Here is a 16,129-nt window from a genome sequence, read left to right as displayed (position 1 = left end):
GCGAGGCGGGGCTTGCGGCCGGTGCCTCTGCCTCGCTGCCAGCCGCGCTCGAGCATGTCCGCACGGTGCCCGCACGCGACGACGTGCCGCCGCGTGTGCTTGTCTGCGGGTCGCTCTATCTCGCCGGCGAGGTGCTGGCGCGCAACGGCATGAAGCCGGTCTGATTCTGGAGCCGGTGACGGCCGCAGCGCCTCACAGCTTCCTCAGTCGCACCTCGTCGATCGCATGCGTGTCAGCCTTGCGCAGGATCAGGTCGGCGCGCGGCCGGGTCGGCTGGATGTTCTCGTGCAGGTTGACCAGGTTGATCTCGCTCCACAGGCTCTCGGCGATTTCCAGGGCCTCCGTGTCGGAGACCTTGGAATACTTGTTGAAATAGGAGCCCGGATCGCGGAAGGCGGTCTCGCGCAGCCGCATGAAGCGCGACATGTACCAGTCGTGCAGCACGTCCTCGTCGGCATCGATATAGATCGAGAAATCGAAGAAATCAGAGACGAAGGGCACTTCCTTGCCGTCGCGCGGCAGGTTCGTCGTCTGCAGCACGTTGAGCCCCTCGAGAATGAGGATGTCCGGCCGGTCGACCGTCACATACTGGCCCGGCATCACGTCATAGTAGAAGTGGGAATAGACCGGCGCGGCCACATGCCGTCGTCCCGCCTTCAGGTCGGACAGGAATTTCAGCAGCGTTGCCCGGTCATAGCTTTCCGGAAAGCCCTTGCGCCGCATCAGCCCCTCGGCCTCCAGCACCGCGTTCGGATAGAGGAAGCCGTCGGTGGTGACGAGGTCGACCTTCGGGCTCGCCGGCCAGCGCGCCAGGAGCGCCTGCAGCAGGCGCGCGGTGGTCGACTTGCCCACCGCCACCGAGCCGGCGATGCCGATGATGAAGGGGTTCTTGACGTCGTTTGAGCCCAGGAACCGGCTCGTTGCGCGGTGCAACTGCTGGGTTGCCTCGACATAATAGGCAAGCAGCCTGGAAAGCGGCAGCAGGATCGATTCCACCTGGGCGATGGAAACCGGATCGTTGAGCGACTGCAGCCGCCGCACTTCCGCACCCGTCAGCGTCATCGGCGTGTCGGCCCTGAGCTTTGCCCATTCGGCCTCGGTGAACACCCGGTAGGGCGACAGATCGTCTTCGGCGACCCGGTTCAGACTGTGTTCCATCGTGATCAAGCTATCCCGATCCCGCCGGGCTCCCGACCCGTCCGGACCGACCGGCCCGGTCCGTTCATCGGACACGTCGCCGTCGATCGTCTTGTTTTCAGGCACCGCGCGCCGGATCCGGTCACCGGTCCGCGCGCGAGGCCTTTTCCTGCAGTCCGCTCTGCGCCGTGCGCCGCTCCAGTTCGTCCATCACCGCCGACAGCGGAACCTCGCGGGCGCGGAGCAGCACCAGGAGGTGATAGAGCAGGTCGGCCGCCTCGCCGGTAAGCCCGTCATTGTCGCCCATGACTGCGGCAATCGCCGCCTCGACCCCTTCCTCGCCGACCTTCTGGGCGATCTTCGGCACGCCCTTTTCAATCAGCTTGCGCGTATAGGAGCCGGGATCGTCGCCTGTCGCGCGCGCTTCGATAATGCGGTCCAGGTCGGAAAGAGTGAAGCCGGTCATTGGTCTGAAACTGTCTCTCTCGTGCGGGCGCGTATCAGGCGTCGAGCCGCATCGGGATGCCGGCGCGCGCCATGTGGGTCTTGGCTTCGCGGATCGTATGGGTCCCGAAATGGAAGATCGAGGCGGCGAGCACCGCCGTCGCGTGGCCCTCGCGCACGCCCTCGACGAGATGGTCGAGCGTGCCGACGCCGCCGGACGCGATCACCGGCACCGGCACCGCATCGGCAATGGCGCGCGTCAGCGCCAGGTTGAAGCCGAGCCGCGTTCCGTCGCGGTCCATCGAGGTGACAAGCAGTTCGCCCGCGCCAAGCTCGACCGCGGACTGCGCAAAGGCGACGGCGTCGATGCCGGTCGCCTCGCGACCGCCATGGGTGAAGATCTCGAAACGCTCCGGCTCGCCCGGCGCGTTGACCTGTTTGGCGTCGATGGAGACGACGATGCATTGCGCGCCGAATTTCTCCGCCGCCTCGCGGATGAAGTCCGGGTTCTTCACCGCCGCCGTGTTGATCGACACCTTGTCTGCGCCCGCCACCAGCAGCTTGCGGATATCCTCCACCTTGCGCACGCCGCCACCCACGGTGAGCGGCATGAAGCAGGCTTCCGCCGTGCGCCGGACCACGTCGAAGATCGTGTCGCGGTTCTCGTGGCTCGCGGTGATATCGAGGAAGCAGAGCTCGTCGGCGCCGGCCGCATCATAGGCCTTGGCAGCCTCCACGGGGTCGCCCGCATCCACCAGATTGACGAAATTCACGCCCTTGACGACGCGGCCGTCCTTGACGTCAAGACAGGGAATGACTCGTGCTTTCAACATCTTGGCAGGCTTTCCAGCGTATTTCGCAGGCGCAGCATACAGGCCCTTGCCCCCGGTGCAAAGTCGGGAAAGCTTTCAGAGACGCGCGGGCCGCGACCTCATCCCCCGGCGAGCACCCTCAAGGCCTCGGCCGGGTCGAGCCGCCCGTCATAGAGCGCCCGTCCCGAGATCGCGCCTTCGAGCCGTGCGCAATGCGGTTCCGCGAGCCGCCTGACATCGTCGATGGAGGCAAGCCCGCCGGAGGCGATCACCGGGATCGAGGTCGCCTCGGCCAGCGCCAGCGTCCCCTCCCAGTTGATGCCGGCCAGCACGCCGTCGCGGTCGATATCGGTGTAGATGATCGCGGCGACGCCCGCGTCCTCGAAGCGGCGCGCCAGGTCGATGGCGGAGAGTTCGGAGGTCTCCGCCCAGCCCTCGACCGCGACCTTGCCGCCGCGCGCGTCGATGCCGACGGCGACCTTGCCCGGAAAGGCCTTGCAGGCCGCCTTGACGAGGTCCGGATCGCGCACCGCGACCGTGCCCAGGATCACCCGGGCAATGCCCTTTTCCAGCCAGGCCTCCACATGGGCAAGGCTGCGGATGCCGCCGCCGAGCTGCACCGGGTTGGTCGTGGCGGCAAGGATCGCGTCGACCGCCCCCCCGTTGCGGCTTTCGCCGGCGAAGGCGCCGTCCAGGTCGACCACATGCAGATGGCTGAAACCCTGGTTCTGGAAGCTCAGCGCCTGGTCGGCCGGATCGTCGTTGAAGACGGTCGCCTGCGCCATGTCGCCGAGTTTCAGGCGCACGCACTGGCCGCCTTTCAGGTCGATGGCGGGAAAGAGAAAGGGCATTGTCTGTCCGTTCGGTGTTGGGGGGCGGGCGGCCCGCCGTCCGTGTCGTGCCGGGTCGAGCCTTACGGCGCCCAGTCGAGGAAGTTTGCGATCAGGGCAAGGCCGAGCCGCTGGCTCTTCTCCGGGTGGAACTGGGTCCCGACCATGTTGTCGCGGCTGACCACGGCGGTGATTTCCCCGCCATAGTCGGCGGTGGCGACGACATGCGCCGGGTCGGCCGCCTTGAGGTGATAGGAGTGGACGAAATAGGCGTGCAGGCCGTCGTCCCCCGTCTCGATGCCGGCAAACAGCGCGTGCTCGCGCGCCAGCCGGATCGTGTTCCAGCCCATATGCGGGATCTTCAGGCCGGGATCATCCGGCGTGATCGCGGTGACGTCGCCGGGGATCCAGCCAAAGCCCTGCGTGGTCTCGAACTCGAGCCCGCGCGCCGCCATCAGCTGCATGCCGACACAGATCCCGAAGAACGGCCTTGCCTTCGTCTCGACGGCCTCCAGCAGCGCCTCGCTCATGCCGTCGACGGCGGCAAGCCCGCGCCGGCAGTCGGCGAAGGCGCCGACGCCCGGCAGCACCACCTTGTCGGCGCGCGCCACCACGTCCGGATCGGCCGTCACCCGCACCTGCGGCTTGCGGGCGTGGGCATGGGCGGCCCGCTCGAACGCCTTTTGCGCCGAGCGCAGGTTGCCGGATCCGTAGTCGATGATGGCGATCAGCATGATGGGAGACGTCCGTGGCGGATGGGGAACGGTTCGGATGGGAGCATCAGCCCTGTGCCGGGCCGAGGCTGAGGCCGACGACGCGCTCGCCGCCGATCCTCGGCACCAGCCCGTGTGCGGGTGCCCGCGCCGGACGGGTGTCCGGTGCCTGGCCATGGGCAGAGGGCGCTTCGCCGGTGTTGGCCGGCTGGTCGCCCGCAGAGGCTGCCAGCCGCGAGAAGAAGCGTTGCTCGGCCTCGACCGCGTTGCGCGCCTCGATGGCGGCGACCTGTCGCCAGCCGCGCCGTTCCAGGGTCCAGCGGCGCAGGCCGTTCGCATGCAGCGCGAAGAACAGGGCGAAGAGGACGGCGCCAATGCCGGGCACCGGCCCGCCGGCGAGCCGCGTGGCGGCCTCCAGCAGCAGGCCGGCGACCAGATAGGCGACCAGAACCAGCCACAGGCGGCGCACCAGCAGCCAGGGCAGCGAGAAGAACAGTGCCGGCCAGCAGAAGCCGTCCTTGATGAAAGTTGTGCGGTCGAGATCGCCAAGGCGCATGGCCTCGAGTCGCGCACCGGGCGGGATCAGCACCATGTAGAGCGACATCGCGTCCTCCTTGGCCGTGGCGGCTGGCGGCGTCAGCCGCCGAGCTGGCCCTTGGTCGAGGGCACCCGGCCCGCCTGGCGCGGGTCCGGCTCGATCGCCTTGCGCAGCGCCCGTGCCACCGCCTTGAAGCAGGTCTCGGCGATGTGGTGGCAGTTGGTGCCTGCGAGATTTGCGATGTGCAGCGTGATCCCGGCATTCATCGCGAAGGCACGGAAGAATTCCTCGAACAGTTCCGTGTCGAAGTCGCCCACCTTGTCGCGCGGAAAAGTGACGTCCCAGACCAGGAACGGCCGGCCGGAGACATCGAGCGCGCAGCGCGTCAGCGCCTCGTCCATGGCCAGGTGACAGTCCGCGTAACGGGTGATGCCGGTCATGTCGCCGAGCGCCTTTTTCAGCGCCTGTCCGAGCGCGATGCCGACATCCTCCGCCGTGTGGTGGAAGTCGATATGCGTGTCGCCCGTCGCCTTGACCGTGATGTCGATCAGCGAGTGCCGGGCCAGCTGCTCCAGCATGTGATCGAGAAAGCCGATACCGGTCTGCACCGCATAGGCGCCGGTTCCGTCGAGGGCGACGGTGACGCTGATGTCGGTTTCCCTGGTCGTGCGCGAGATCGTCGCGTTGCGCATGGGCGGCCATGTCCTTCGGTTCGCGCCGGCCCCGCAAGGGGCGCCGGCCAAGACTGCTCGGGCAGCCCCGCCTTGTAACAGGAGGCTTGTCGCAAGGAAATACCGCGCATTGCCCCGTTCTGGCCATTTGGCCGCTGCTTGGGTATGAGGAGAAAAAGCAGACTTCAACCGCAACCGGGAGACCGCCCCGCCATGCAGCCGGACTTTCAGATCGAGACAGCCGAACGTATCCCGTCGCGTTTCGCGCCCGCTTCCGCACGCGACCGCCTGATGGTCGGTCTCGATGTTCCCACGATCGAGGAAGCGCGCGCCATCGTCGAGCGGACGAAGGGCGCGGTCGGCACCTACAAGATCGGCATGCAGCTGCAATTCGCCGGCGGTCTGGCCTTTGCCGAAGAACTTGCGCGCGAGGGCCACAGCATCTTTCTCGACGTCAAGCTGCTCGACATCGACAACACGGTGATGAAGGGGGTGGAGAACATCGCCCGCATGGGCATGCGCTTCGTCACCATCCATGCCTATCCCAAGGCGATGCGTGCCGCTGTCGCAGGACTTGAGGCGGTGGGCGGCGATCTCTGCCTGCTCGGCGTCACCGTGCTGACCTCGATGGACGAGGACGACCTGCATGATGCGGGCTATGCCGGCAGCGTCGAGGATCTCGTGCGGGTGCGCGCCGCCGACGCGCGGGTGTCCGGCATGGGCGGCATCGTCTGCTCGCCGCACGAGGTCGGCGCCCTGCGCGAGGCGGTCGGCCCCTCGCTGGTGACGGTGACGCCGGGCATCCGGCCCGCCGGCTCCGAGGCGGGCGACCAGAAGCGCATCATGACACCGGGCGATGCGATCCGCGCCGGCGCCGATTACATCGTCGTCGCCCGGCCGGTGGTGCAGGCGCCCGATCCGCGCGCCGCCGCCGAGGCGATCGTCGCGGAGATCGACGCGGCTCTCTGACGAACGGACCGGGCCGGCGCGCGGACCGGCCTCAGCCGATGGCGGCGGCGAGGTGGTCTATTGCCGCCTGCAGCCCGCCGCGCCCGTGCGGGATCTTCAGCGCGGCAAGCCCCAGCTCCATCGCGCCCAGCGTGCCGAGCACCATCGGCGCGTTGACATGGCCCATATGGCCGATACGGAAACCCTGGCCGGCAATTTCGCCGATCGTGCCGCCAATGGTCACGCCGCAGGTCTCCTGGCAGAAGGTCTTCAGCGCCTTCGGGTCGAAACCGGGGGTGCGCATCACCGTCACCGAATCGGAGCGCTCCCTGGGGTCGAGGATGTTGAACTCCATCGCCCCGCCCTCGGCCCAGACCTCAAGGCAGGCGCGCACCGCCCCGGCCAGCAGCGCATGGCGCCGGTGTGCGGCTGCAAGGCCCTCGCCGAGCAGGATGTCGAGCGCCTGCCGGAACGCGTAGAGCAGGTGCTCGGGCGGCGTGCCGCAGTATTTCTGATAGTGCTCGGAGCCCTGCCGGAAGGTCCAGTCCCAGTAGAACGTGACGAGATCGGCGCTCTCATGGGCTGCCATCGCCCTGGCGCCGGCGGCGACAAAGGCAAGCCCCGGCGGTGTCATCAGGCCCTTTTGCGCGCCCGTCACGGTCAGGTCGACGCCCCAGGCATCCATCTCGAAGGGAACGCAGCCGAGCGAGGCGATCGTGTCGACCATGAACAGCGCCCCGTGACCGGCCGCATCGATCGCCTTCCGCAGCGCCGGAATGTCGTTGATCACGCCCGAGGCGGTGTCGACCTGCACCACCAGCACCGCCTTGATCTCGCCGGCGGTGTCCGCGGCCAGTCGCGCCGTCACCGCCTGCGGATCGACCGCACGGCGCCAGTCGCCGGCGAGCACCTCGACCGTGAGGCCGAGCTTCGTCGCCATCTCGCCCCAGCCGCGGGCGAAGCGGCCCGAATCGAGCACCAGCACCATCTCGCCGCGCGACAGCGTGTTGGAAAGCGCCGCTTCCCAGGCGCCATGCCCGTTGGCGGCATAGATGAACGGCGTTCCGTCCGTGCCGAACACGGTCTTCAGGTCCGCAAGACAGGTGTCGGTGACGTCGAGAAGCGCCCCGTCGTAAATGTCGATGGCCGGCCGGTGCATGGCCCTGAGCACCTCGTCCGGCACGTTGGTCGGGCCGGGGATCATCAGGAATTCGCGGCCTTTGGCGAGCGTCATGGGAACCTCTGGGCAGCTCTTGGGGAGGACCGGCGATGCGCGATCCGGCGCATGCCGGTCATGGGAAGCTGTGAGCCTGAGCGAAATCTCAGACCACGTTCTTTTCCAACACCGGACGGTTTTGCGCAATGCGCGAGAAGCTGAAGGGTGCAAGATCGAGCGTCCGGTAGCGCCCGTGGACGACCAGTTCCGCCATGCCGCGACCGACCGCCGGTGCCTGCTGCAGCCCGTGCCCGGAAAAGCCGGTGCACAGGAAAAGGCCCGGAACCGCCTCGACCGGGCCGAGAATGGCGTTGTGGTCGAAGAGATTCATGTCGTAGTGCCCGGCCCAGGCCTGGCCCGGGCGGATTGCCTCGAAAGCCGGTACGCGGGTCGCCAGCACCGGCCAGAGATAGTCGTCGAAGAACTCGTGCTCGACGTCGAAGTCGCCGCTTTCCGGATCGCGCTCCTCGGGCGGCGCCGAGCCGCACAGGAAGCCGGTCCCTTCCGGGCGCACATAGGTGCCGCTCGGATCGATGAGAAGCGGACAACCGGCGACCGTCTCGCGGCAGGTGAAGGTGAAGATCATCCGCTTGCGGCTTTCGACCGGCAGGGCGACGCCGAGCTGGCCGGCAAGGCGTGCCGCTCCGCTGGCGCCGGCGGCGTTGACCAGTATCCCGCAGGAGATTTCCTCGCCGCTGGAAAGCGTCAGGCGGAAACCCTCGCCCTCGCGCGCCATCCCCTCACGCGCCGCCCCCTCACGCGCCGCCATTGTCACCTCGCCCGCTTCGTAAGGCACGCCGAGCGCCCGCGCCTTCTTGCGGAAGGCCTGCATCAACCCGTAGCCGTCGAACCAGCCCTCGCCCGTGCGCCCCCAGCAGCCGGCGGCGATGTCCTCGACGTTCAGCCAGGGAAACCGTGCGGCAAGCTCATGCGGCTCCAGGAAGGCGATATCGGCGCCCATGCGCGTCTGCAGGGCGTGGTTTTCCTCCAGGATCGACCGCTTGTCCGGCGTCGCCAGGAACAGGTAACCGCCCTCGTGCAGGTCGATCGCCGGGCGTGTGTCGCCGGTGGCAAGCCGCGTGCCGATCTCGCGCAGGAACTCGATTCCGTAGAGCGATATGGCGATGTTGGTCGGGTCGGAGAACTGCTGGCGGATCGAGGCGGCCGACAGCGCCGAGGCGCAGGCCCGGTAGGACGGGTCCTTCTCGATGACCAGCACGGAGCCGGAAAAGTCCGGATCGAGCGCCAGGTGGCAGGCGATGGAGGAACCCATCACCGCACCGCCGACGATCACGACATCAAAAGTCCTGGCGGTCACGTTCGAACGCGTCCTGTCGAAAGCGGGTGGTGCCTCGTGTCCCTCGTCGCGACGGCGCGGCCCGCAAGGGGCCGCGCCGGGCGCGTGCGATCAGAAGAACGCCTGCAGGCCGGTCTGGGCGCGGCCGAGGATCAGCGCATGGACGTCATGCGTGCCCTCGTAGGTGTTGACCGTCTCCAGGTTCTGGGAGTGCCGCATCACGTGATACTCCTCCTGGATGCCGTTGCCGCCATGCATGTCGCGGGCCTGGCGGGCGATGTCCAGCGCCTTGCCGCAATTGTTGCGCTTGACGATGGAGATCATCTCGGGCGCCACGCGGCCCTCGTCGAACAGCCGGCCGACGCGCAGGGACCCCTGCAGGCCGAGCGCGATTTCGGTCTGCATGTCGGCGAGCTTCTTCTGGAACAGCTGCGTCTGCGCCAGCGGCCGGTTGAACTGCTTGCGCTCCAGCCCGTAGTTGCGCGCCCGGTGCCAGCAGTCCTCGGCCGCGCCCAGCGCGCCCCAGGAAATGCCGTAGCGGGCCCGGTTGAGGCAGCCGAACGGCCCCTTCAGGCCGGACACGTTGGGCAGCAGCGCGTCCTCGCCGACCTCGACACTGTCCATCACGATCTCGCCGGTGACGGAGGCGCGAAGCGACAGCTTGCCGCCGATCTTCGGCGCCGACAGGCCCTTCATGCCCTTGTCCAGCACGAAGCCGCGGATCGCCCCGTCATGGGCCTCCGACTTCGCCCAGACGACGAAGACATCGGCGATCGGCGAGTTGGAGATCCACATCTTGGATCCCTTCAGCCGGTAGCCGCCGTCGATCTTCTCGGCGCGGGTGCGCATGCCGCCGGGATCGGAGCCGGCATCCGGCTCGGTCAGGCCGAAACAGCCGACGAACTCGCCCGAGGCGAGCTTCGGCAGGTACTTGCGGCGCTGCTCCTCGCTGCCATAGGCATAGATCGGATACATGACCAGCGACGACTGCACCGAGTTCATCGAGCGGAAGCCGCTGTCGACGCGCTCGATCTCGCGCGCCACCAGCCCGTAGGCGACATAGGACGCGCCGGCGCAGCCATAGTCTTCCGGCAGGGTCACGCCGATCAGGCCGAGCTCGCCCATCTCGTTGAAGATCTCGCGGTGGGTGCGCTCCTGGCCATAGGCCTCGATCACGCGCGGCATCAGCTTTTCCTGGGCGTAGGCGCGGGCCGTCTCCATGATGAGGATCTCGTCCTCGTTGAGCTGGTCGCGCAGCAGGAACGGGTCGTCCCATGCGAACCGGCCGCCTCCGGTCGGATCGGATTTCGGCTTGGTTGCGGCCTGTGCGGTCATGTTCTGTCTCCTTCTGGCGGGGCTGGCCTGCGGGGCGCGGGAGCGCGCCGCCACTGTGCCGTTCCAGGCCATAAAGCCCGGTTTTCCGCCCCGGGCCGGTGTTGATCGTGAGGCCGAAGTGTCCGGCCTGTGCAGGCTTGCGCAAAGTGATATGTTGTCCCGACTTCATGAGCGAATGGAATAGGTTTTGAAACGCGGTTTCGTTCCCCACGCCGACAGCCTGATCGCCTTCGAATGCGCGGCCCGCCATGGCAGCTTCACCCGCGCCGCCGAGGAACTGCACCTGACCCAGGGCGCGGTATCCAAGCAGGTGCGCCATCTGGAGGTGCGTCTGGGTGTCGAACTGTTCAAGCGGGTGCGCCAGCGCATCGTCCTGACCGATGCCGGCCGGCTCTATCTGCACGATGTGCGCGGTGCGCTGGAAAGCCTCACCGCCGCCACCCGCCAGGTGATGTCCTTTGCCGGCAACGAGGATGTGCTCAACCTGGCGACCCTGCCGTCCTTCGGCACCCACTGGCTGGCGCCGCGCCTCGCCGGCTTCATTGCCGCCCACCCGTCCGCCAGCTTCAACATCGCGGTGCGCCTGAGGCCCTTCGACTTCGCCAAGGAGCCCTTCGACGCGGCGATCCATTATGGCGACCCGGTCTGGGCCGGCGCGGTGGCCGAACCGCTGTTCCGCGAGGAAGTGGTCGCGGTGTCATCGCCGTCCTTCCGCGCCCGCCACCGCATTGCCGGCCCGGCCGATCTCGCCGGCCTGACCCGGTTGCACCAGTCGACCCGGCCGCTTGCGTGGCGGCAATGGTTCGAGGAGGCCGGCGTCGACACGGATCTTGCCTTCCAGGGTCCTCGCTTCGAGCAGTTCGTGATGATGGCGGAGGCGGCTGCCAACGACCTGGGCGCGGCTCTCGTGCCCCGTTTCTTCGTCTCGGAGGATCTGGCGAGCGGACGTCTGGTGCAGCTTTTCGACACTGTGCTCAGACTGCCGTCGGCCTATCACCTGGTCTATCCGGAGAACCGGGGCCTGCGTCCGGTGGCGGCGCGCTTCCGGGACTGGCTGCTCGCCGAGGCGGCCTCCGGCAATGGCGACAGGGCCTGGCTTCCGGGCTGAGGCGGGCGTCGGAAGGTCGCTGTCAAGGCATTGAATTCAAGGGCAGTCCTGCAGGCTTCCCCGGACAGGGGCGCCCCCGGGCCTTGCCTCTTTCGCCAGAGCGGGATCGCGCCTGTTTCGCGGCTTTCCGATGCAGGGAAAAAAATCGGGTTTGCATCCCGCGCGAATCCTGCTGGTATCGGATTGTCTTCGTAAAGGAGATGCGGCGGTCCTGACCGTGGGGTTTCCCCCCTCCCTCCCTGCGGTCAGGACCATTTTTCCCCGCGGCCGCGTCCATCCTGCAAGACGTTCCAGGCTCCGGTCATGTCACGCCGCACGCACACCGTCACCCGCAGCTGACGGCCTTTCTGCCGGCGACCGTGACGCGGACCCGTGTCACGCCCCTGTTCATGAACCTCAGTTCCCGCGCCGCACGCCGCGAGACGTCGATCACCCGGCCGCGCACGAACGGGCCGCGGTCGACGATGGTCACCGTGACCGAACGGCCATTGGCGAGGTTCTCCACGGTGACCCGCGTTCCGAAGGCCAGTTTGCGGTGGGCGGCCGTCATCTTCTCCGGGTCGGCCATGACCCCGCTCGCCGTGCGGCCGCGCAGCTGATACCACGACGCCTTGCCACATTCGGCCGCCGCCACTGCCGGCATCGCCGCGACGGAAATTGCTGCAATTACGTATAGGCAAGGCTTGCGAATCATTTCACGCCACTCATACTTCGCTTCTTGATAGTTTTTCGGAGCGCGTCTCTACGGCTCCGTCAATTGACGAGTCTATTGGGGCATGATCGTTTTTTATGACCTTGTTAAGGCGGGGGGCGGGTCCCCTGCGTATCCTTCGGGGCTTTGCTTTGGGCGCCAGGTACACGGCGCCGACGCCATTCGCGGCGGAAGTCCGCGATGAGCGACAAGGGCAAGGGGGGCGGCGCGACAGGATCGGGCGAGTGGGTCGGCAACCTTCATGCCGCGATCATTGCCGCGTCCCGGGACCCGATCTACTTCTGTTCGCCCGACTACGTCATCCGCGAGGCAAACGAGCCCTATGCCGCCATCGGCGGCTATACGCGCGAGGAGACGATTGGCCGCACGGTTCAGGAGGTGGCCGGCGCACAGGCCTTCGAGCATCGCCGGCCCTATCTGGCCAAGGCGCTGGCCGGCGAGCCCGCGGTCCTGCAGGACTGGATGAACGTGCCGGGAGCCGGCCGCAGGTTCTTCGACGTCCGTTATCAGCCTGTCCATGACGGTGACGGCACGCTTCTGGGGGTCGCAGCCTTTGGCCGCGACATCACCGACCTGAAGCAGGCCGAGGAGGTCCTGCGCCTTTACGAGAGCGTCATCAACCAGATGTCGGACCGTCTCTCGATCATCGACAGGTCCTTCCGCTACATCCTCACCAACGAGAGCAATGCCCGCTGGCACGGCCGTCCCCGCGACACGTTCCGGGGGGTGCCGCTGATCGGAATGGTCGGCGAGGAGCGCTTCCGGGCGGAGATCCGGCCAAGTCTCGAGCGGTGCCTTGCCGGCGAGACGGTCGAGTATCACTACGACGACAATGCGCCGGACGGATCCACGGTGGTCATGGGCGCCCGGCTCGAGCCGTTCCGCAATGCAGCCGGCGAGATCGAGGCGGCCGTCGTCACCTTGCGCGACGTCACCGAGACCCGGCGGCTGTCCGACAGGCTGGAACGGCTGACCCTGCAGGACGACCTGACCGGCATTGCCAACCGCCGCGCCTTCGAGAAGTGGCTGGAGCAGCGCGTTGCCGCCTTTCGCGGTGGCGAGATCCCCGGTTTCAGCGTCGTTTTCATCGACCTCGACGGTTTCAAGCTGGTCAATGACAGCGCCGGGCACGGCGCCGGCGACCGCTTCCTGCAGGATATCGCCCGCATCCTCGTGCAATTCGCCGGCGAGGATGTGCGCGTGGCGCGCATCGGCGGCGACGAGTTCGGTCTTGTCATCGACACCGATGACGGGGTCGCCGCCCACGCGATCTGCAACCGCCTTCTCTCCGCCTTCGAGGCTCATCGCTTCGGTTGGGAGGGCATGACCTTCCGCAGCAGCGCCAGTGTCGGACTTGCGACGATCGCGCCGCTTGCCGGAGATCGCGGCGCCGACAGGCACGAACAGGCGATCACCGTCGGGCGGGTGCTGCAATGGGCCGATTTCGCCTGCATGCAGGCCAAGGCCGCCGGAGGCCAGAGGATCGTCGCCCATGATGGCGCGGACCGTTCCGGAGAAGACCGCAAGGTGGAGATGCGCCATCTGCTGGCGGTGGAGAAGGCGATCGCCGAGGACGGCTTCCTGCTCCACCAGATGACGCTCGTCGACCTGGCCACCGGTTCGCCCGCGATGTGCGAGGTCCTGCCCCGGCTCGCCGCCGCCGATGGCGGCCTGCACGGACCCTCGATGATCCGTGCGACGGCCGAGCGGCACGGGCTGATGCGGGCGGTCGACCGGTTTGTCCTGTCCGCCGTTCTGGACCGGCTGGAGAGCCCCGGCCCGGGCCCCGGCATCCCGGTCTGCATGGACCTGTCGGCGGAATCGCTGCACAGCCCGGTCTTCGCGCGCCTGCTGCTGGACCGGCTGGAGCGTCAGGCCTCGACCGCGCTGCTGCTCGTCTTCGAAGTGTCCGAGAGTGCGCTCGCCCGGCTCAAGCCGGAGGCCTGGAGCCTGCTGTCCGACCTGCGCGACCGGGGCTGCCGGGTCACGCTTGACCATTTCGGCCGGGGGTTCGCGTCCTTCACCCAGTTGCGCGCCAATGCCTTCGACCTGATCAAGATCGACAGGGTTCTGACCGCCGGGCTCGCCAGCGACCCCGTCAAGCGGGCTGCGGTGTCCGGCATCGTCGGCCTTGCCGAGGCGCTCGGCCTGCCGACGGCGGCCGAATACGTGACCGAGCCGCTGCATCTCGGCATCCTGCGGGACCTCGGTGTGACCTATGCGCAGGGGCACGCGGTTGCCCCGCCGCAGGCCTGGATCTGACCGGTCCTGCCTTGATCAGTCGGCCGCCATCCACTGGGCATCGGCGGGAAAGCGACGTCTGGCCTCCTGCTCCGCCAGGTCGGCTGCGTGAGTCTCTCCGGCGGCCCTGAGGGCCGCGATCCGCTCCCGCCAGAACCCCTTGAGCCAGCGTTTGGGCAGTGACCGTGCGGCCGGGCTCGCATCGATCGCGGCCTGTGCCCGGGCAAGTTCTCCGGCCGCCTCCGCCGGCGCGCCGATATCGGCGAGCGCGCGCGCGATCTCCAGCCCGTAGCCGGGATTGCGGGCGCGGTAGGGATCGTGCCGCGCCGCCGCGAGGGTGTCCGGAGCGATCAGGCCGCGCGCCCGGGCCTCCGCGAAACCGGCGAAACGGGCAAGGTCCGCATCCGTGTCGGCTGCGATCAGGCCGCGTTCGCTGCAAAGGGCCGCAAGATCCCGGTCGAAACCGGCGATCAGCTTGCGGGCGATGTTGAGCGTGTAGAGATGGTCGTGGCTGGCATGCGGCGAGGCGAGGCGCAGAACGCGGACCGTTTCCGGAAGCGGCCTGCCCGAAAGCGCCACTGCGCCGCCCGCATCGACCGGGTCGAAGACGCCGAAGACCAGCGTGGCGGCCACCTTGCGGCACGCGGCAAGCATGCCGGCGAGATCGGGGGCTGTCGCCATTGCCGGCGCGAAGACCCGCGCGCTCTGGCTGCCCGGCCGGCCGAGCACCAGTTCCGGACCGAAGGCAAAGGCCGCGCCGTCCTCGCGTCTCAGGGCTGTGGCCAGCGCGCCATGTGCGCCCTTGGAGGCGCCGTAATAGGTGATCCGCCCTGGCCGCGCCGCCTCGATGGCGCGCGCGATTTCGCGGTCGATGGCCGCCTCGCAGCCCAGATACCAGACCGGGTCCGGACAATTGAGGAACAGGCAGGCATGCCGGGTGTTGGCGAAAAGCCGCTCCAGGCCGAAACGCCCGTCGGCGACGCGAACCTGCGAGAAGACGACGACAAGGATGCCGCCATTCGCACTGTCCCTCGCCCGGCGGTGGCGGAAGCGCAGCCCGCTTGCAGGGTCCTCGCCCTCCTCGGGTGCCGGGGTCATCGTTTCAGATCTCCGGCCCGATCCAGAACTCGGCTCGGGTCGCCTTGCGCGGCTTGCGGGCCTCGGCAATATGGGCGGTGTCCGGATCGAGCGCGGCGAAGGCCTCGTACTGGGTCAGGAACACCGCGCCGTTCAGGTGCTTGAGGAAATCCGTGCGCTGCAGCCGGTCCATCACCGGCCCCTTCACCTCGGAGAGATGGAAGCCGACGCCGGCATCCAGCAGCCGCCGGTTGATTTCCTCGAGGCTCTCCAGCGCCGAGGCGTCGATCTCGTTCACCGCCGGGCACATCAGCACCACATGCCTGAGCGCCGGCCGTTCGGCGACGAGTTCGGTCAGCCGGTCCTCCAGAAACCGGCTGTTGGCGAAGAAAAGGCTCTCGTCGACCCGCACGGAAAGCACCGTCTCGCCGGTGATCACCTTGTGCCGGTTGACGTTCCGGAAATGCTCGGTGCCGGGCACGATGCCGACGATCGCCATGTGCGGACGCGAGTTGCGGTAGAGATAAAGCGCCAGCGACACGGCAACGCCGGTGACGACGCCGGTTTCCACACCGAAGCCGAGCGTCACCAGGATGGTGCCGGCCATCGCCGTGAAATCGCTGCGCGAATAGGCATGCACCCGGACGAGCGCCTTGAAGTCGACCAGCGACAGCACCGCGACGATGATCGTCGCCGCAAGCGTTGCCTGCGGCAGGCTGGCGATCAGCGGTGTCAGGAAGAGGGTCGCCATCGCGATGCCGATGGCGGTGAAGGCGCCGGCGGGGGGCGTGGCCGCGCCTGCGGCGAAATTCACCACGGAGCGGGCAAAGCCCCCGGTCACCGGGTAGCCGCCGGACAGGCCCGAGGCGAGATTGGCCGCGCCCAGTCCGATCAGTTCCTGGTCGGGAACGATGCGCTGGCGCTTCTTCGCCGCCAGCGTCTGCGCCACCGAGACGGATTCGACGAAACCGATCGCCGAGATCAGCAGTGCCGGGCCGGCAAGCTGCGACCACAGCGAAGGGTCGAATGCCGGCAGCGCCGGCACCGGCA

General features: G+C 68.0%; 16 protein-coding genes. 3 read left to right on the top strand and 13 right to left on the bottom strand.

The genetic code is table 11. The features are described from left to right. Positions 1-192 precede the first annotated feature (192 nt). The 7 genes from coaA to hisB form a co-directional block, all read right to left on the bottom strand. On the bottom strand, positions 193-1,158 hold the full coding sequence (gene coaA / locus ACN0T5_RS19085; protein ID WP_417770203.1) for a type I pantothenate kinase: 966 nt from the start codon (positions 1,156-1,158) through the stop codon (positions 193-195). A gap of 121 nt (positions 1,159-1,279) precedes the next feature. After that, positions 1,280-1,603: a phosphoribosyl-ATP diphosphatase gene (locus ACN0T5_RS19080; protein WP_417770202.1), complete on the bottom strand. Its 324-nt coding sequence runs from the start codon at positions 1,601-1,603 to the stop codon at positions 1,280-1,282. Between the two features lie 34 nt (positions 1,604-1,637). Continuing rightward, positions 1,638-2,414, bottom strand: a complete 777-nt coding sequence (gene hisF / locus ACN0T5_RS19075) for an imidazole glycerol phosphate synthase subunit HisF (protein ID WP_417770201.1) — start codon at positions 2,412-2,414, stop codon at positions 1,638-1,640. 98 nt (positions 2,415-2,512) lie between these two features. Then, positions 2,513-3,244, bottom strand: coding sequence for a 1-(5-phosphoribosyl)-5-[(5-phosphoribosylamino)methylideneamino]imidazole-4-carboxamide isomerase (gene hisA / locus ACN0T5_RS19070; protein ID WP_417770200.1), 732 nt, complete (start codon positions 3,242-3,244; stop codon positions 2,513-2,515). 62 nt (positions 3,245-3,306) lie between these two features. Beyond that, positions 3,307-3,957, bottom strand: a complete 651-nt coding sequence (gene hisH, locus ACN0T5_RS19065) for an imidazole glycerol phosphate synthase subunit HisH (protein WP_417770199.1) — start codon at positions 3,955-3,957, stop codon at positions 3,307-3,309. Positions 3,958-4,003: 46 nt separating this feature from the next. After that, the gene (locus ACN0T5_RS19060; protein ID WP_417770198.1) at positions 4,004-4,540 is read right to left on the bottom strand and encodes a DUF2628 domain-containing protein; all 537 of its coding nucleotides are present in this window, start codon (positions 4,538-4,540) and stop codon (positions 4,004-4,006) included. Between the two features lie 32 nt (positions 4,541-4,572). Next, the gene (gene hisB / locus ACN0T5_RS19055; RefSeq protein WP_417770197.1) at positions 4,573-5,166 is read right to left on the bottom strand and encodes an imidazoleglycerol-phosphate dehydratase HisB; all 594 of its coding nucleotides are present in this window, start codon (positions 5,164-5,166) and stop codon (positions 4,573-4,575) included. 192 nt (positions 5,167-5,358) lie between these two features. Between hisB and pyrF the strand changes: the two genes are divergently transcribed. Then, a complete protein-coding gene (pyrF, locus tag ACN0T5_RS19050) occupies positions 5,359-6,114 on the top strand; it encodes an orotidine-5'-phosphate decarboxylase (protein ID WP_417770196.1) in 756 nt (251 codons plus the stop codon). A gap of 31 nt (positions 6,115-6,145) precedes the next feature. Here the strand turns inward: pyrF and ACN0T5_RS19045 are convergent, their stop codons facing one another. The 3 genes from ACN0T5_RS19045 to ACN0T5_RS19035 form a co-directional block, all read right to left on the bottom strand. Continuing rightward, complete coding sequence (locus tag ACN0T5_RS19045; RefSeq protein ID WP_417770195.1) at positions 6,146-7,327, bottom strand: pyridoxal-phosphate-dependent aminotransferase family protein; 1,182 nt, start codon at positions 7,325-7,327, stop codon at positions 6,146-6,148. Positions 7,328-7,415: 88 nt separating this feature from the next. After that, positions 7,416-8,627: an NAD(P)/FAD-dependent oxidoreductase gene (locus ACN0T5_RS19040; RefSeq protein WP_417770194.1), complete on the bottom strand. Its 1,212-nt coding sequence runs from the start codon at positions 8,625-8,627 to the stop codon at positions 7,416-7,418. Between the two features lie 90 nt (positions 8,628-8,717). Next, complete coding sequence (locus ACN0T5_RS19035; RefSeq protein WP_417770193.1) at positions 8,718-9,941, bottom strand: acyl-CoA dehydrogenase; 1,224 nt, start codon at positions 9,939-9,941, stop codon at positions 8,718-8,720. 187 nt (positions 9,942-10,128) lie between these two features. Between ACN0T5_RS19035 and ACN0T5_RS19030 the strand changes: the two genes are divergently transcribed. Continuing rightward, positions 10,129-11,049: a LysR substrate-binding domain-containing protein gene (locus tag ACN0T5_RS19030; RefSeq protein ID WP_417770192.1), complete on the top strand. Its 921-nt coding sequence runs from the start codon at positions 10,129-10,131 to the stop codon at positions 11,047-11,049. A 325-nt stretch (positions 11,050-11,374) separates the two neighbouring features. On the opposite strand, the gene ACN0T5_RS19025 is transcribed toward ACN0T5_RS19030, so the two are convergent. Beyond that, positions 11,375-11,692, bottom strand: coding sequence for a septal ring lytic transglycosylase RlpA family protein (locus ACN0T5_RS19025; protein WP_417770204.1), 318 nt, complete (start codon positions 11,690-11,692; stop codon positions 11,375-11,377). Positions 11,693-11,941: 249 nt separating this feature from the next. Between ACN0T5_RS19025 and ACN0T5_RS19020 the strand changes: the two genes are divergently transcribed. Continuing rightward, positions 11,942-14,023: an EAL domain-containing protein gene (locus ACN0T5_RS19020; RefSeq protein ID WP_417770191.1), complete on the top strand. Its 2,082-nt coding sequence runs from the start codon at positions 11,942-11,944 to the stop codon at positions 14,021-14,023. Positions 14,024-14,038: 15 nt separating this feature from the next. Here ACN0T5_RS19020 and ACN0T5_RS19015 read toward each other — a convergent pair whose 3' ends face one another. Further along, the gene (locus ACN0T5_RS19015; protein ID WP_417770190.1) at positions 14,039-15,100 is read right to left on the bottom strand and encodes a hypothetical protein; all 1,062 of its coding nucleotides are present in this window, start codon (positions 15,098-15,100) and stop codon (positions 14,039-14,041) included. 4 nt (positions 15,101-15,104) lie between these two features. Next, positions 15,105-16,129, bottom strand: a 1,025-nt coding sequence (locus tag ACN0T5_RS19010; protein WP_417770189.1) for a SulP family inorganic anion transporter, incomplete at its 5' end; no start/stop codon positions are given.

Origin of the sequence: Stappia sp. (assembly GCF_048261845.1) — a bacterium.
Classification (GTDB): Bacteria; Pseudomonadota; Alphaproteobacteria; order Rhizobiales; family Stappiaceae; genus Stappia.
Note: the sequence above shows the minus strand (reverse complement) of the source record. Positions and strands in the feature narration are given on the sequence as shown.

What these genes read in the sequence shown, in the direction of transcription:
- coaA (WP_417770203.1), bottom strand. Translation starts at nt 1,158, where the DNA reads ATGGAACACAGTCTGAACCGGGTCGCCGAAGACGATCTGTCGCCCTAC.
- ACN0T5_RS19080 (WP_417770202.1), bottom strand. Translation starts at nt 1,603, where the DNA reads ATGACCGGCTTCACTCTTTCCGACCTGGACCGCATTATCGAAGCGCGC.
- hisF (WP_417770201.1), bottom strand. Translation starts at nt 2,414, where the DNA reads ATGTTGAAAGCACGAGTCATTCCCTGTCTTGACGTCAAGGACGGCCGC.
- hisA (WP_417770200.1), bottom strand. Translation starts at nt 3,244, where the DNA reads ATGCCCTTTCTCTTTCCCGCCATCGACCTGAAAGGCGGCCAGTGCGTG.
- hisH (WP_417770199.1), bottom strand. Translation starts at nt 3,957, where the DNA reads ATGCTGATCGCCATCATCGACTACGGATCCGGCAACCTGCGCTCGGCG.
- ACN0T5_RS19060 (WP_417770198.1), bottom strand. Translation starts at nt 4,540, where the DNA reads ATGTCGCTCTACATGGTGCTGATCCCGCCCGGTGCGCGACTCGAGGCC.
- hisB (WP_417770197.1), bottom strand. Translation starts at nt 5,166, where the DNA reads ATGCGCAACGCGACGATCTCGCGCACGACCAGGGAAACCGACATCAGC.
- pyrF (WP_417770196.1), top strand. Translation starts at nt 5,359, where the DNA reads ATGCAGCCGGACTTTCAGATCGAGACAGCCGAACGTATCCCGTCGCGT.
- ACN0T5_RS19045 (WP_417770195.1), bottom strand. Translation starts at nt 7,327, where the DNA reads ATGACGCTCGCCAAAGGCCGCGAATTCCTGATGATCCCCGGCCCGACC.
- ACN0T5_RS19035 (WP_417770193.1), bottom strand. Translation starts at nt 9,941, where the DNA reads ATGACCGCACAGGCCGCAACCAAGCCGAAATCCGATCCGACCGGAGGC.
- ACN0T5_RS19025 (WP_417770204.1), bottom strand. Translation starts at nt 11,692, where the DNA reads ATGCCGGCAGTGGCGGCGGCCGAATGTGGCAAGGCGTCGTGGTATCAG.
- ACN0T5_RS19020 (WP_417770191.1), top strand. Translation starts at nt 11,942, where the DNA reads ATGAGCGACAAGGGCAAGGGGGGCGGCGCGACAGGATCGGGCGAGTGG.
- ACN0T5_RS19015 (WP_417770190.1), bottom strand. Translation starts at nt 15,100, where the DNA reads ATGACCCCGGCACCCGAGGAGGGCGAGGACCCTGCAAGCGGGCTGCGC.